Here is a 16,113-nt window from a genome sequence, read left to right on the forward strand (position 1 = left end):
TAGTCAATCTAATGTATATATGAAAAATAAAATTTTATTGCTGGGCTTATTTTGTTGTAGCCTGATTTCGGCAAAAGCACAAGTTTTACTCGACAAAGGAACCGGAAAGAATAGTTTTCCTATTGTTTCTTCATCAACGAATGCAGTTATCTGTTTTGATGGAAAAGATGCAACTGTAGTACGTAAAAGCGCTTCTCTTTTTGTGGATGATGTTCGTCGTGTGACGGGACAAGAGTTGAGAATAGATGAAAGCAAGCCCGGGAAAGTATCTGCGCGGTATGCGATTATTGCCGGTACTATAGGAAAAAGCGAGTGGATTGACGCTTTGGTATCGAGACACAAAATAGATACAGCTGCCATTGCCGGAAGTTGGGAGCGTTATATGATAGAAGTGGTCAATAATCCTATTCCGGGCATAAAGAAAGCAATTGTCGTAGCTGGAAGTGACAGGCGTGGTACTGCTTACGGACTTCTTTCCATATCAAAAGCAATAGGAGTATCTCCTTGGTACTGGTGGGCGGATGCTCCAATCAAACAGCAAAAACAAGTTAGTGTAAAAGTTGATAAGTTCATTTCTAAAACACCGTCTGTCAAGTTCAGAGGGATATTTATCAATGATGAGGACTGGGGACTCTATCGTTGGTCAAAACGCAATTTTGAAAAAGAACGTGGAAACTTCGGACCGAGAACGTATGCAAAGGTGTGTGAACTGCTGTTGCGTCTTCAGGCTAATTATCTTTGTCCGGCTATGCATGACGCATCCATGGCATTCCACCGTATTCCTGAAAATCGCCTGGTAGCGGATAGCTTTGCTATTGTCATGGGATCCTCTCATTGTGAACCGTTATTGTTTAACACGGCAAGTGAGTGGAAGCGTGATAAAATGGGTGAATGGGACTATATCAATAATAAGGATGGAGTCAACAAAGTGTTGAAATCACGTGTAGATGAATGTGCTCCGTTTGAAAATGTATATACTTTGGCTTTGCGTGGATTGCACGACCGGGCAATGAATGCAAGCAATAATATGAATGATAGAAAGGAAATGCTTCAGGAAGCTTTGATGGCACAAAGGCAAATGCTGGTAGATGCCATCGGTAAGCGTGCGGAAGACATTCCTCAAGCCTTTACTCCTTATAAGGAAGTGCTGGATGTATACGATCAGGGATTGGAACTTCCGGATGATGTGACTATTATCTGGCCGGATGATAATTATGGATATATGAAACGTTTGAGCAGTCCGAAAGAACAGAAACGTTCCGGACGTTCGGGAGTATATTATCATTCTTCTTATCTGGGTAAACCTCACGATCATCTTTGGATGAACACAACTTCACCCACATTAATGTATGAAGAACTCCGTAAAGCTTATGACATGACAGCTGATCGTATCTGGCTGCTCAATGCCGGAGACATCAAATCATGTGAATTTGCTGTTGATTATTTCCTGACGATGGCTTTCGATATTGATTCATTCAGTTTTGAAAGAGCGGCAAACTATCGTACCGAATGGTTGTGTGGCATGTTGGGAGATGACTATCGGGTTGAATATCAGGATGTGATAAATTCTTTCTATAAATTGGCCTTTGCGCGTAAGCCGGAGTTTATGGGATGGGGTTATCAGTGGGCTACCGACAAACACGGAAGAGAACGGAATACAGATACTGATTTTTCGCTTGCCAATTATCGTGAAGTGGATACTCGTTTGGCTGAATATCAACGGATAGGGAATATGGTAGAGAAAATCCTGAAAGCTTTGCCAGAAGATAAGAAAGCATGCTATTATCAATCATTATACTATCCGGTGAAAGGATGTGAACTATTGAACCGTATGATTCTCAACGGACAGAGAAACCGTTGGTACTCTATTCAACAGAGGGCAACTACCGCAGAACTGGAAAAAATGACTAAGGCTTGTTATGATAGTCTGGAAGTAATAACAAAAGGATATAACTCATTACTTGGAGGTAAATGGGATCATGTAATGACCATGAAACAGGGATTTGCCGCAGCCTACTTTGAACTCCCGGCTCTGCGGAAGGTAAATCTGGCATCTGCAGCCTCTTTGGGCATATTGGCCGAAGGAGAGGATATTTTGAAAGGGCAGAAGAGTTTCCATTCCCTGCCATGTTTCAACACATACTTCCGCCAATCCTATTACGTAGACGTTTTCAATAAAGGAGCGACTCCTCTGAAATGGAAAGCATCGGTTTCAGATAACTGGATTCTGTTAAGTCAGAAAGCCGGAGAAACTACCACGGAAAATCGTATAGAAGTCTCAATCGACTGGGCTAAGGTCCCGACTGGTGAGAAAGTATTCGGAACGTTGGAAATCGCATCTGATCGTGGCGAGAAGGAGAATGTTTATATTTCAGTCTTCAACCCTTCTTCTCCTTCATTAGCCGAAATGGACACTTTATTTGTAGAGCACAATGGATATGTTTCTATTGACGCTGCCGGTTTTCACCGGAAGGTAGAGAACAAAGCTATTCAAATGAGAACGATTCCTAACTTGGGAATAGAAAATACAGCTATTCAACTAGGTGACCCGACAGCCGCCCCGCAGCGGACAGCAGGTCGCAGTACCCCTCGCCTGGAATATGATTTCTATACATTCGAACAAGGTTCGGTTGATGTCTACACATACGTATTGCCTACATTTACATTAAGTAAGGACCGTGGGTATGCCGGACATGAAGCAACGAATGTGGAAACGAAATATGGAGTATGTATTGACGAAGGTCCTGTGATGAATCCTTCTACTTCTTCTTTTGAGTATGCACAAATCTGGTACGAAAGTGTGTTGAAGAACTGTAGAATCAACAAAACCACTTTGCATATCGACAAACCGGGTAAACACACAGTGAAAATTATATGTGGCGATGCCGGAACTGTATTGCAAAAGATTGTCTTGGATTTCGGAGGAATGAAGCGCTCATATTTAGGTCCGCAACCGACGAGACAGGGAAAATAGCAAGTTGAATAAAATATACTAGAGCTATGAAAAACACTTTTTTTATGTTATTTTTCTCCATAGCTATCTCATTTATAGCGTGCGGGGGCAGTGGTGAAAATGATGAGAATTTACTAGCTGGTAACGGGAATACGGAGAAACCAAAGGAGGACGAATCCCAGGAGCCTGTGGTTTGTAGCATCACACCTATTGGGGAATTGAATCAGGGGACACCTATTATAAATTCCCACGCAGATGTTACGAAACGCTCTTCATTGATGATGAACTATCGGATGCTTGTGACTATGGAATCTTCGTATCCTCGCTATCCTCGTATAAAAAAGATGAAGAATGGTGACTATATTTTGTTCTATCACAATGGTAGTGCTAATAATAATATTGGTCGGCGTTGTGTTTATGCGCTTAGTAAGGATCTGAAAACTTGGAGCAATAAAGGAGAAATATTTAACAGTTATGACATTATCGATAGCAAAGGCAATAAGAATATACATTGCTATGCTAATTGCGATGGGCTGGTGCTCTCTAATGGAGATATATTGGCAGTTGCATCTTGCAGAGCTAATTCCGGTTATCGGGATTTGCCGGAAGATGCAGGAATTGAATTAAAGCGCAGTACGGATAATGGTGTTACTTGGAGTGAACCTATCAAGATCTATCAGGGAGTTAATTGGGAACCTTTCTTGTTGGAGTTGCCTACAGGTGAATTACACTGTTACTTTACAGATAGCAGTCGTACTGGCTTGGAAGGACATGGCACAGATACAGGTACGGCAATGGTTGTTTCTACTGATGGAGGAAAGACATGGAAACCGGACTTTAGTTCTTCTCCTTATTATGTATTGCGAATGAGGTGGGAGAAAAACGGAATTGTCGGCTATAATCATCAGATGCCTTCTGTTGTGAGACTCAATGATAATAAGGGATTAGCTGCTGCTGTGGAAACCAATAATTCAGGATATCATATTTCGCTTTGTTATTCAGATAAAGACAAATGGGAATATTTGGCTGCCGACCAGGAAGGACCTGTCGATAGTAATAATTGTGTTTTCTCCGGTATGGGACCATATTTGGGACAGCTCCCTTCGGGAGAAACCGTCCTTTCGTATGAATCGTCAAGTAAATATACTCTTAAAATAGGAGATGCTACTGCTCGTAATTTCGGTAGCGCTTATCAACCTTTTTCTGGTGGTTATTGGGGATCATTTTGTATTATTGATTCACATACTTTGGTTGGAACTAATATTAAAGCGAAAGAAGGACCGGTTCAGATGGCACAGTTTGTACTTAATCATCGTATTGATGCCGTGAAAAGAAAGGTAACAATAGATGGTAACAATAAAGAGTGGGCAAATACAGATCATGCACTCTTTGTGGGCAGTAAGTCACAAGCACAAGGAACGTTACGTTGTTCGTATGATGATGATAATATTTATTTCCTGTTAGAAGTACTTGATCGAAACTTGTTAGCCTCTGATTACGCTTCCTTATACGTATCTCCTGTGAGTAATAATAAGCTGTCAAAAGGGGCTTGCTGCATACAAGTAACAATGAATGGACTGAAGAATTGTGAAATATATGATGCATCATGGAAAGAAGCTCAATTAGATGCCCAGGTCAAAACTTATGTTTGCAATGAAACAAATGAGAGGCTTATAGATGATTATGGATATATTGCTGAAATTGCTATTCCACGTTCAAAATTGACTATCACTTCCGGGCAAGTACTTGTCAATTTTTCTATTACAAAGCGAAATTCTTTAGATGCCATTTGTGATGTTGCATCTACAAGTACGGCACGTTGGATACCGGTGACTGGGTTATGATTCGGAGAATTTAATATTGAATAATTAATTATATAGAACACTACGATTATGAAAAGGAATTATTTGATTTATGCCTTATTGATGACTGTTTTTTTGAGCTCAAATGTGATTTCTGCTCAAAATTATTTTGGAGATTTTCCTGTGAAGGCAGATCCAAAGACGGTTGGAAATAAATTGAGCAGACGTTTAATGGAAACTAAACATCAACTGTATTTTGATAGAGGAATACATTATGCAGAGGTGTGTACATGGTATGGAGCTCTTCGTTTTGCAGAATTGACAAATAATAAAGAATTGATAAAGCTGTTAAGAAACCGTTTCGAATTATTGTTTCATCTGGAAAAAGAACTTCTACCTCCACCGATTCACGTAGACCAAAATATGTTTGGTTGCTTACCTCTAAGATTTTATAATATAACGAAAGATAAGCGTTATTTAGATCTGGGACTGCCCTATGCTGACACTCAATGGGAGCTTCCTGCCAATGCGAATGAAGAGGAGCGTAAATGGGATAAAAAGGGATATTCTTGGCAAACTCGTCTTTGGATTGATGATATGTATATGATTACTATTGTGCAATCTGAGGCTTATAAAGCTACTGGTGATCCTAAGTACATAAATAGGGCTGCCAAAGAAATGGTTCTGTATTTGGACGAATTGCAACATCCCAACGGTCTTTTCTATCATGCACCGGATGTGCCTTATTATTGGGGACGTGGTGACGGTTGGATGGCTGTCGGTATGACGGAGTTGCTTTATAACTTACCGGAAAAGGATCCTAATCGTGCACGTATTATGAAAGGTTACTTGTTGATGATGGATAACTTGAAAAAATATGTGAACAAGGACGGTCTTTGGAATCAGCTGATTACCGAACCGGACTTTTGGACAGAGACATCTGGTTCGGCAATGTTTGCTTATGCCATGATTGTGGGGGTCAATAACGGCTGGTTGAATAAAGAGGAATATGCTCCAGTGGCACGCCGTGCATGGCTTGGCTTATGTAATTATATTAATGACAAGAATGATCTTACTGAGGTTTGTGTTGGAACCGGAAAGAAAAACAGTAAACAATATTATATGGATCGTCCCCGCATCGCCGGTGATTATCATGGACAGGCACCGATAATATGGTGTGCTTATGCATTATTGAATAAATAAAACAATAAAAGATCGGATACAGATCTAGGAGTTTTTTTATTCATAGTGTATTGTTGCTTTTAACATAACATATATTTATTTTTGAAGGGTCTGAAATTATAATACTTGAATATGAAAAGAGAATTTTGTATTTTTATTGTACTTTTTTTAGTGTTTCATATACATGCTCAATTAGTATACCACGATGCTTCGAATTTTCCACTATTAGGAAGGGCGACAGAGAGTGCTGGGGCACGATATGAAAGGTTCCCGGATTCATTAAAGAATATTTCTCGTGCTCCATTATGGAATTTGAGCCGTAATTCTGCAGGAATGGCAATACGTTTCCGTAGTAATTCCACTACGATAGCAGCTAAATGGGTGGCTCTTTTTAATACCCACATGAATCATATGACTGATACTGGTGCAAAAGGTTTAGATCTTTACTGTCTTCAGAAGAATGGTGACTGGCGTTTTGTCAATAGTGCCCGTCCGAAAGGAAAAACAAATCAGGTCACCATTATAAAAAATATGCATCCTGAAGAAAGAGAATACATGCTTTATTTGCCATTGTATGATGGTCTTATTTCTTTGTCTATCGGAGTTGATTCTTTGGCTACTATTAGTCAGCCGTTAGTGGAGTATCCAATTCGTAAGAATCCTGTTGTTTTTTATGGAACCAGTATTCTTCAAGGAGGTTGTGCTTCACGTCCGGGGATGGCACATACCAATATCATATCAAGAAGATTAAACCGTGAATGTATCAATTTAGGATTCAGTGGAAATGCATTTCTAGATTTGGAAGTAGCTAAAGTAATAGCTGAAGTAGAAGCTAGTGTTTTCGTTTTGGACTTTGTGCCTAATGCTTCTGTTGCAAAGATGAAAGAACGGATGGAAACATTCTATCGTATCATTCGTGGTAAACATCCGGATACACCAATTATTTTTATAGAGGATCCTATTTTTCCTCATACATTTTATGATGAAAGAGTTGCTAAAGAAGTGCGACGAAAGAATGATACGTTGAAAGAGATATTCAATCATTTAAAGAAAAGAAATGAGAAAAATATCATTCTTATTTCATCAAAGAATATGCTGGGAGAGGATGGAGAGGCTACTGTAGATGGTATTCATTTTACAGACTTAGGTATGATGAGATATGCTGATTTAGTTTGTCCGGTTATAAAGAAGGCAATTAGATAAAAATGGCTTGCTGTTAGCTTAGGATATAGTTATTATCTTAGAATAGTGGATTGTTGAAGAAGAAATTATCCAATAAAAGAAAGATATTGTTCAGATAAGTACTAATAAATGCTCTTCTGTGTTATCTTTGAATACTTTAGATTAGTTTGGGACTAATTTTTCATTTATTGACCTATATTTAATATCTTAAATACTCCTGATTCTCTACTTTTGTATCACACAATAGGGGCACTAGTACCTTTTATAAAGATAATGATCATTATTATATAATACGAAATTTAGTTTTTAGATACAGTTAAAAAGATAGTTCAAAGGATAACGTTTTTATAGTATAAAACACAGGGTATTACTTAAATCTATATGTAATGAATTACAATTCAATTAAAAAAAATATTCGAGAAATTGGGCTAATGTTTCTTAGTGCAGGGCTTTTGCTTTTTTTATCATGTGGCTCTGATGATACTAAGGATGTTTCTAGTGAAGATGGGGATGTCAATTCGAACCAGTATTTACAAGTACAGCCTAATGGACTAAATGTAATTAAAGTTTCCAGTAGTGATGTGGCACAAGTTGTGTACCCTTTCTCTGTAGAATTGAAGGGGGGCAGTGCGAGTGTCGCTCTTACTGCACAGTTAGAAGCGTGGAATGAGAAAGATCTGGAGGCATATAATAAAGAGGAAGAAACAGCTTATAAATTGTTGCCCTCTTCATTATATTCGATAAGTACGCCACAGATTACTCTCGAACAGGGCATTGCTTCAAAAAAAGTAGAGGTGAAATTTGCTCCAGATAAAGTGTTCACTGAATTCAAAAAAAATGGAACAGAATATGTTATTGCATTGAGACTTACTTCATCTGTTGCCAAGGTCCGTAAAAGTCAAAGTGATTTTCTTTTGCATATATCGTTTGATTATCCAACGGTTAGTTTGGTTATGCCATCACAGGAAATTAGTGTTAGTAAAATGTCAATGCCGGTTTCGGTGGATGCTACTTTTAATTGTAGGGCAGACGGAGAAATAAAGACTAATCCTTGGAACTTTACATGTACATTAGCAGTGCCTTCTAATGCGGAGGAACTGGTTGCTAAGTATAATGAGGATTATAAGACTTCTTATCGTCTTCTTCCTTCGGCTAACTATGATTTAGGAGAAGGGATATCTTTTAAAGCTGGAGAGAATGAAGCTACTGGAGGAATTACAGTGAAGCGTGAAGGAATGGAAGCTGTAAAATATTTGTTGCCTGTACAGTTAAGGGAGGCTTCTCATGAAAGCGTTGCTCTTCATAATGAAATTTGTTATTTCAAAATAGGTATGACTTATACAAATCCGGTAATAACTTTTTCTAGTGTAGCCGATCCTACGGTTATTCGTACTGATGAAGGCTTTTATTTGTATGCTACTCAAACTAATTCCTATTGGATTCCTATTTATTTTTCTAAAGACTTGGTTAATTGGGAATTTAAAAGAAGTGCTTTCAGAAAAGCAACTAGACCTACTGAAGATGTACTTCCTGGTGGAGGTGCATTTTGGGCACCGGAAATTCGCTACATCAATGGAAAATATGTGCTTTATTTCTCATGGGCAAAATGGGGGGATGGAAGCATCAGTTATACGGCGGTTGCTACCTCAGATAGTCCGGTTGGTGATTTCTTAAATGCTAAACCGTTGCTGATAACAGATGATTTCGGTTCTAATTGTATCGACCAGTTCTATTATGAAGAAGATGGTAAAAAATATATGTTTGTCGGGAGTTTCAACGGTATTTATGTGACGGAACTTACGGATGATGGTCTTTCTGTGAAACGGGGAGCAGATGGTAAGCCTGTGCTGAAGAAACAGGTCTGCGGCAGGGCATTTGAAGGCACCAATATTTATAAGAAGGGTAAGTACTACTATTTGTTTGCATCTATAAATAATTGCTGTCCGAATAATGGAATGGATAGTAAGTATAAAGTCGTGGTAGGCCGTTCGGAAAATCTCCTTGGTCCGTATGTCGATAGAAAAGGAAAAGATATGCTGGACAACTCTTGGGAGTTAGTGTTGGAAGGTGACGGTGAAACATTCTTTGGTCCTGGTCATAACTCCATAATAATTCCAGATGATGCAGGTACAGATTGGATGATATATCATAGTTATGTAAAAGAGAATGGTACGGTTGGAGGACGTTTAGGTATGCTCGACCGCATTGTGTGGTCGGCAGACGGCTGGCCGACCATTAAAAAATGTGTGCCTTCAAAGGGAGATTTACTGCCAGTATTTAATAACTGATATGTTGAAAATATTGTAAATATATAGACTTCTAAGTAAAACTAAAATTTGATGTATGAAAAAGAAAAGTGATTGGAGAACTCGGTTTATCCGATTATGTGCAGTGGTATTGCCATTGGTCGTACTTTGCTTTACTGCTTGTAAGGATGAAGACAAGGAAGAAAACCTTCCTTTCGATCCTACTAAGCCTGTGGTAATTACAGATTTTTCCCCAAAATCGGGTGGCATTGGTAACAATATTATATTATATGGAGAAAACTTTGGGAACGACCCCAAAAAATTGAAAGTGATAGTTGGTGGTAAAGAAGCTAATATCATTTCAGTTAAGAACAATATATTGTATTGTGTAGTACCACGTATGGCTACTGAAGGTGATGTGGAAATTAGTGTGTATGATGACAATGGCGAAGAAGTGGCTTTTGCTGAAGCAGAAGAGAAGTTTACTTATGTAAAGCAATGGTTAGTTTCTACATTAGCTGGTCAACGTTTTGAGAACGAGAAAGATGCTTTTCAGGGCGAAGGGGCATTCGATGCATGTGGATGTATAAAAGGAGCTACATGGTTTTCGTTTGATCCGAAATCAAATTTTGACCATTTGTATTTAACTTGTTATAATATAAGTTCTATTCGTCTGATTGATTTGGAAGAAAAAACGGTGACTATGCAGGCTTCCTTAGCTGCTATTGGCGATAAACCTTCTATCATTAATTGGACGGCAGATGAGAATCAAGATATGATTATTTCTCGTGATTTGGCTAAAGATGGAAATGTAAACGTATTGAAGAAACGTGTTTCAGACTTTAAAACGGAAGTAAAATTAGGCGAATCAAAGCAAAGGCAGGCGGTTGGTGCCTTTGTTCATCCTAAGACGGGAAGGATTTATTATGCTCTTTATCCTGATCAAGTGGTTTATGAATATGATTTTGAGAACAAGACAACAACGAAAATAGCTACGCATCCGCGTGTAAAAGAAACATTGCGCATGGTAGTTCATCCTACAGGAAAATATGCCTATTTGCTTCGTCAATACAATGAAAGAGGAAATGGATATATCTCCCGTATGGACTATAATTCTACTACAGATCAGTTCTCAACCCCTTATATCGTGGCGGGAAGTGCGAGTGGAAGCGGTTATCGTGACGGAGTAGGTAGCAGGGCGCAATTGAATGGTCCGACACAGGGAGTGTTTGTAAAGAATCCGGAATATGCAGGTGAAGAAGATGAATATGATTTTTATTTTTGTGATGAACGCAATCATTGCATTCGTATTCTGACACCTACAGGAAGAGTAGTAACATTTGCAGGACGTGGAAATGACTCAAGTGATCCTGGTTTTGCAAATGGTGCATTACGTTCAGAAGCTCGTTTTGCTTATCCGTGGGCGATTGCATACGATGAAAAAAGAAAATGCTTCTATGTAGGCGAGAGGGGTATGAGTCGCGACGGGAAAGAGCAAGCGGTGATACGTAAAATTGCTATGGAAGAATAATAAATGATAAACACATATATTTTATGAGGAGTAAAAATTTGATTGCATGTATATTATTGTTGCTCTTTTCCATAACCGTTTGGGCGCAGGAAAGTGCAATGATAACTGGAGTGGTGACCGATGAGAATAAGGAACCCTTAATTGGTGTGAATATTGCGATACAGAATATGCCTGGGTTGGGTGTTATTACTGATATAAATGGTCGATACAAAATAAAGGCATCTGCTTATGACAGACTTGTATTCTCATATATAGGTTATGAGACTGTGGTGGTATTGGTAAAAGAACAAAAAACCATCAACGTAAAAATGAAAGAAGCAGCTAATACGATTATTGATGAAGTTGTAATTACAGGTACGGGAGCACAAAAGAAAATAGCAGTGACTGGTGCCATTACTAATGTGGATGTAGATGCGTTGAAATCGGTTCCTTCCACTTCTGTGGTGGATGGATTGGCAGGTGTTGTTCCGGGTGTAATGGCTATGCAAACTTCTGGACGACCGGGTAGTGTATCTGAGTTTTGGATTCGTAGTATATCTACTTTTGGTGCTAATACGGCTGCATTGGTACTTGTTGATGGATTTGAACGTGATATTGATGAAGTGAGCGTGGAAGATATTGAATCATTTACAGTATTGAAAGATGCTTCCGCAACGGCTATTTATGGTAGTAAGGGAGCCAATGGTGTAGTCTTGATTAATACAAAACGTGGTAAGGAAGGTAAAATCAATATTGATGCAAAGGTTGAGGGGTTCTATAGCACTTTTACAAAGGCACCGGAATTTGTAGACGGTTATACATATGCTTCTATGGCTAATGAAGCTCGTTTGACAAGAAATCAAGAGGCTTTATATTCGCCATCAGAATTGGAACTGTTTCGTACGCAACTTGACCCAGACCGTTTTCCGGATGTAGATTGGATGGATATGGTATTGCGTGACGGTGCTTGGAGTTCACGTGCAACGTTGAATATGCGTGGTGGTGGTAAAACTGCACGTTACTTTGTTTCCGGAAGTTATCAGGACCAACAAGGTATGTATAAGACTGACAAAAGCCTTAAGGATTATAATACAAACGCACATTTCAGAAAATGGACGTACCGTATGAATGTGGATATTGATATTACGAAAACGACTCTGTTAAAGGTCGGGGTATCCGGTTCTTTGCGTAAGCAGAATGATACAGGTAGTGGTACAGATAATTTGTGGACTGTATTGATGGGATATAATTCCATCATGATGCCGGCAGAATATTCGGATGGAAAAATTCCGGGATGGTCAGATAAGGATGATAATATGAATCCTTGGGTAATGACTACACAATCCGGATATAATGAAAGTTGGAAGAATAATATTCAAACCAGCCTTACGCTGGAACAGAAACTGGATTTTATAACCAAAGGATTGCGTTTTGTAGGTAGATTCGGATATGATACGTATAACTCCAATTGGATTAAACGTTATAAATCTCCGGCTGCTTACAAGGCCGACCGTTATCGTCAACCGGACGGAACATTGAATTTCACGAAAATCAGAGACGAGAAAGTGATGTCGCAATCTTCCAATTCGGAAGGAGAAAAGAGAGAGTTCTTTGAATGGGAATTGCACTATAGTCGTGCTTTCAAAACTCATCATGTTGGAGGTGTACTGAAGTATACGCAGGCTTCTAAGATTTTTACTCAAAATATAGGTACAGACTTGAAGAATGGTATTCCTTATCGTAATCAGGGAATAGCCGGACGTTTCAGCTATAACTGGAATTATCGTTATTTTATTGATTTTAATTTCGGATACAACGGTTCGGAGAATTTCCACAAAGACCATCGTTTCGGATTCTTCCCGGCTATCTCCGGTGCATGGAACTTGGCTGAGGAACCATTCATGAAAAAGATTGCCGGAAAATGGTTGAATATGTTGAAAATCCGTTATTCTTATGGAAAGACAGGAAATGATGCTTTGTATGAAGGTAATAAAAGAGTCCGTTTCCCCTATTTGTATTCGATAGCAACCGATAATAATGTTTATCATTTTGAAGATATTGGGACTGGTGAAAAATTGTGGAATGGAAAATATTACTCAACAGTGGCTTCTCCTGCTATTTCGTGGGAAGTTGCTACTAAACAAGATTTGGGTATTGACTTTTCTCTCTTTAATGACAAACTGACCGGAGAGATTGACTACTTTAAAGAACGTCGTGACGGTATCTATATGACTCGTTCTTATATCCCTTACGAAGTGGGAATTGATAATGCTTCGAAAGCAAATGTCGGTATTGTAGAAGCAAAAGGATTTGATGGTCATTTTGCATTCAAACAGAAACTCGGTAAGGTGAATTTTACGTTACGTGGTAATATTACTTACAGTAAGAACAAGGTGATAGAAAAAGATGAAGAGAACACCATTTACGAATATAAGCTAGCCCAAGGGCATCGTGTCAATCAGGCAAGAGGACTTATTGCTCTGGGATTGTTTAAAGATTATGAAGAAATCAGAAATAGCCCGAAGCAAACTTTTGGTGAAGTGATGCCCGGTGATATTAAATATAAAGATGTCAATGGTGATGGTATAATTGACTCACAAGACCGGGTAGCTATTGGTGCTACTACTCGTCCTAACTTGATATATGGCTTTGGCTTTTCGGCCAAATGGAAAGGGTTGGATTTCAATGCTCATTTCCAAGGAGCAGGTAAGTCGTCTTTCTTTGTCAAAGGTACAACTGTCTTTATGTTCCAAGGTGGTGATGGCTGGGGAAATGTTTTGAAAGAAATGGCAGAAAGCAACCGTTGGATTCTGGGTGAGAATGAAGATCCGAATGCAGAATTCCCCCGTCTGACTTATGGTGATAATAAAAATAATTATCAAGAGTCTAATTATTGGTTGAGAGATGGCTCTTATCTTCGTCTGAAGACATTGGATATCGGCTATACCTTTCCGAAAGCTTGGGTTAATAAGATTCATTTGAATCAAGTACGTGTTTTCTTTATCGGAACCAACTTGCTGACATTCTCTTCGTTTAAATATTGGGATCCGGAATTGGGCAGTTCGGACGGAAAGAAATATCCGTTGAGCAAGACGCTTTCGTTAGGCGTATCAGTTAATCTATAAACAAGAACAGAATATGAAGAAACTTATAATAAATTTAGGTTTTATATTAGGAGTGAGTACCATGGTTGTCGGATGTACCGATTATTTGGACTCAGACTACCTTTTCGAGGAACGTGTTAACATTGAAAATGTGTTTCAGAGTAAGGACTATACCAATGAATGGTTGGCAAAGGGATACGCTTATATGAATCACGATTATCTGCAACAAGTGAACAGCAAGAAGAACACTAGTTTCAATTTTGCAGATGATATGTACTACATAGATTTGAATTATGTAGATTGGAAGGGTGGAAACTATACGGAAAAAGGATTAGGTAGTGGAAACAGTTTGTATATATGGCAGGCCGCTTATCAAGCGATTCGTCACATTTCCATTTTCATTCATAATGTGGATGGAAATAAAGAGCTTACTGAAGCTGAGATTACTGATATGAAAGGACAGGCTCATTTCCTGCGTGCATATTTCTATTGGATGCTGATTCGTTCATTCGGTCCGGTGCCCATTGTCCCAGATGAAGGGGTCGATTATACGAAAGAGTATGATGATATCGCTTATCCTCGAAATACGTATGATGAATGTGCAGATTACATTGCCGAGGAATTGGTGAAGGCGGCTACGATGTTGGACGACGAGCGAGACGTACAAAATATTGTGCGTCCTACACGTGGTGCAGCATTGGCACTTCGTTCACGTGTGCTTTTATATGCAGCAAGTCCTTTATATAACGGACAAGCACCATCAGAGGTGATCGATGCATTGGTTGATAAGAGCGGGCGTAAGTTGCTGTCTGATACATACGACAATCGGAAGTGGGCAAGAGCTGCTGCTGCTGCTAAGGATGTAATGGAATTGAAACGGTATCAATTGTATGTTGCTTATAAAAGAGAAAGTGATGATATGGCTTACCCGACAACTATTACTCCGCCGGACGATAATGGAACTTTCCATTCTCAGGATTGGCCTTACGGTTGGAAAAATATTGATCCGTTCGAATCATACCGTTCTTTGTTTGATGGAGAAGTGGGTGCATACAATAATGACGAAATTATATTTACCAGAGGTGTCAATCAGGGTGCTGAGAATATCAGGGTAATGGTTATCCATCAGTTGCCCCGTTCACAAGGAGGCGGATATAACTGCCATGGCATGACACAGAAACAATGTGATGCTTATTATATGAAAGATGGTAGCGATTGTCCGGGTATGAATTCTATGTATAAGGGTATGGAAGGATATACCGACCCAAGCCGTTACAATGAACAGCCACGTGTTTCAGGGGTGGTTGAAACGTCTGAATTGTCTAATTATCCTGAATTAGGTCCATTGGGAAAAGGTGTTTCTAAACAATATGCGAACCGTGAACCTCGTTTCTATGCATCAGTAGCCTACAATGGTAGTGTATGGCATATGTTGAATGCAAGTGCAGAGGATAAAGAAGAAACGAACGTTCCTATTTTCTACTACAGAGATGCTCAAGATGGTTACAAAGCAGGTACCAATTATTTGAGTACAGGTATTGGTATTAAGAAGTTTGTACATCCGAAGGATTTAGCAGATTCTGAGAAATCGTATGACGTAAGTCGTGTAGTTCAAAAGTACGCTCCGGACATTCGATATGCAGAGATTCTGTTGAATTATGCAGAAGCACTGAATGAGGTCGAGGGTTCTTATGAGATTCCTTCTTGGAATGGCGAGACTATGTATACTATCACACGTTCGGCAACAGCTTTAAAGGAAGGTATTCAGCCTATTCGTATTCGTGCTGGATTGCCAGATTATGAGGTGTACGATGATGTAAAGAAGTTTCGTTTTAAAGTAAAACGAGAACGTCAGATTGAGCTATTTGCGGAAGGTCATCGTTTCTTTGATATTCGTCGTTGGTGTGATGCTCCAGTTGAAGAGGCTCTTCCCATTTATGGTTGTAATATCTATTTGACTTCGGAAAATCCAGATAGTTTTCATACACCGATAGAAGTCGCTTCGTTGCCTACTATGTTTACTACGAAGATGTGGTTTTGGCCAATCCATCACAATATAATGAAACGAAATATGTGGATGATTCAGAATCCGGGCTGGAAAGATCCGGAATAAACCTACTAAATTTGGATAGAA

At 39.1% G+C, this 16,113-nt stretch carries 8 protein-coding genes; all 8 read left to right on the forward strand.

What is annotated here, in order from left to right; translation table 11 throughout:
- Positions 1 to 19: 19 nt before the first annotated feature.
- The 8 genes from HMPREF0106_RS22410 (at position 20) to HMPREF0106_RS22375 (ending at position 16,092) form a co-directional block, all read left to right on the forward strand.
- The gene (locus HMPREF0106_RS22410; protein ID WP_004296577.1) at positions 20 to 2,974 is read left to right on the forward strand and encodes a glycosyl hydrolase 115 family protein; all 2,955 of its coding nucleotides are present in this window, start codon (positions 20 to 22) and stop codon (positions 2,972 to 2,974) included.
- Positions 2,975 to 3,000: 26 nt separating this feature from the next.
- Positions 3,001 to 4,797, forward strand: coding sequence for an exo-alpha-sialidase (locus HMPREF0106_RS22405; RefSeq protein WP_004296576.1), 1,797 nt, complete (start codon positions 3,001 to 3,003; stop codon positions 4,795 to 4,797).
- Between the two features lie 48 nt (positions 4,798 to 4,845).
- Positions 4,846 to 5,958 (forward strand): glycoside hydrolase family 105 protein, encoded by a 1,113-nt coding sequence (locus tag HMPREF0106_RS22400; protein ID WP_004296575.1) that lies wholly within the window; start codon positions 4,846 to 4,848, stop codon positions 5,956 to 5,958.
- 111 nt (positions 5,959 to 6,069) lie between these two features.
- Positions 6,070 to 7,140 carry an SGNH/GDSL hydrolase family protein gene (locus tag HMPREF0106_RS22395; protein WP_004296574.1) on the forward strand — a complete coding sequence of 357 codons (1,071 nt, stop codon included), beginning with the start codon at positions 6,070 to 6,072 and terminating at the stop codon, positions 7,138 to 7,140.
- A gap of 365 nt (positions 7,141 to 7,505) precedes the next feature.
- A complete protein-coding gene (locus tag HMPREF0106_RS22390) occupies positions 7,506 to 9,407 on the forward strand; it encodes a family 43 glycosylhydrolase (RefSeq protein ID WP_004296573.1) in 1,902 nt (633 codons plus the stop codon).
- A gap of 55 nt (positions 9,408 to 9,462) precedes the next feature.
- Positions 9,463 to 10,896, forward strand: a complete 1,434-nt coding sequence (locus HMPREF0106_RS22385) for an IPT/TIG domain-containing protein (RefSeq protein WP_004296572.1) — start codon at positions 9,463 to 9,465, stop codon at positions 10,894 to 10,896.
- 23 nt (positions 10,897 to 10,919) lie between these two features.
- The gene (locus HMPREF0106_RS22380; RefSeq protein ID WP_004296571.1) at positions 10,920 to 14,000 is read left to right on the forward strand and encodes a SusC/RagA family TonB-linked outer membrane protein; all 3,081 of its coding nucleotides are present in this window, start codon (positions 10,920 to 10,922) and stop codon (positions 13,998 to 14,000) included.
- Positions 14,001 to 14,013: 13 nt separating this feature from the next.
- Positions 14,014 to 16,092, forward strand: coding sequence for a RagB/SusD family nutrient uptake outer membrane protein (locus HMPREF0106_RS22375; RefSeq protein WP_004296570.1), 2,079 nt, complete (start codon positions 14,014 to 14,016; stop codon positions 16,090 to 16,092).
- The last annotated feature ends 21 nt before the right edge of the window (positions 16,093 to 16,113 follow it).

Origin of the sequence: Bacteroides sp. D22, assembly GCF_000163675.1 — a bacterium.
GTDB lineage: Bacteria > Bacteroidota > Bacteroidia > Bacteroidales > Bacteroidaceae > Bacteroides > Bacteroides xylanisolvens.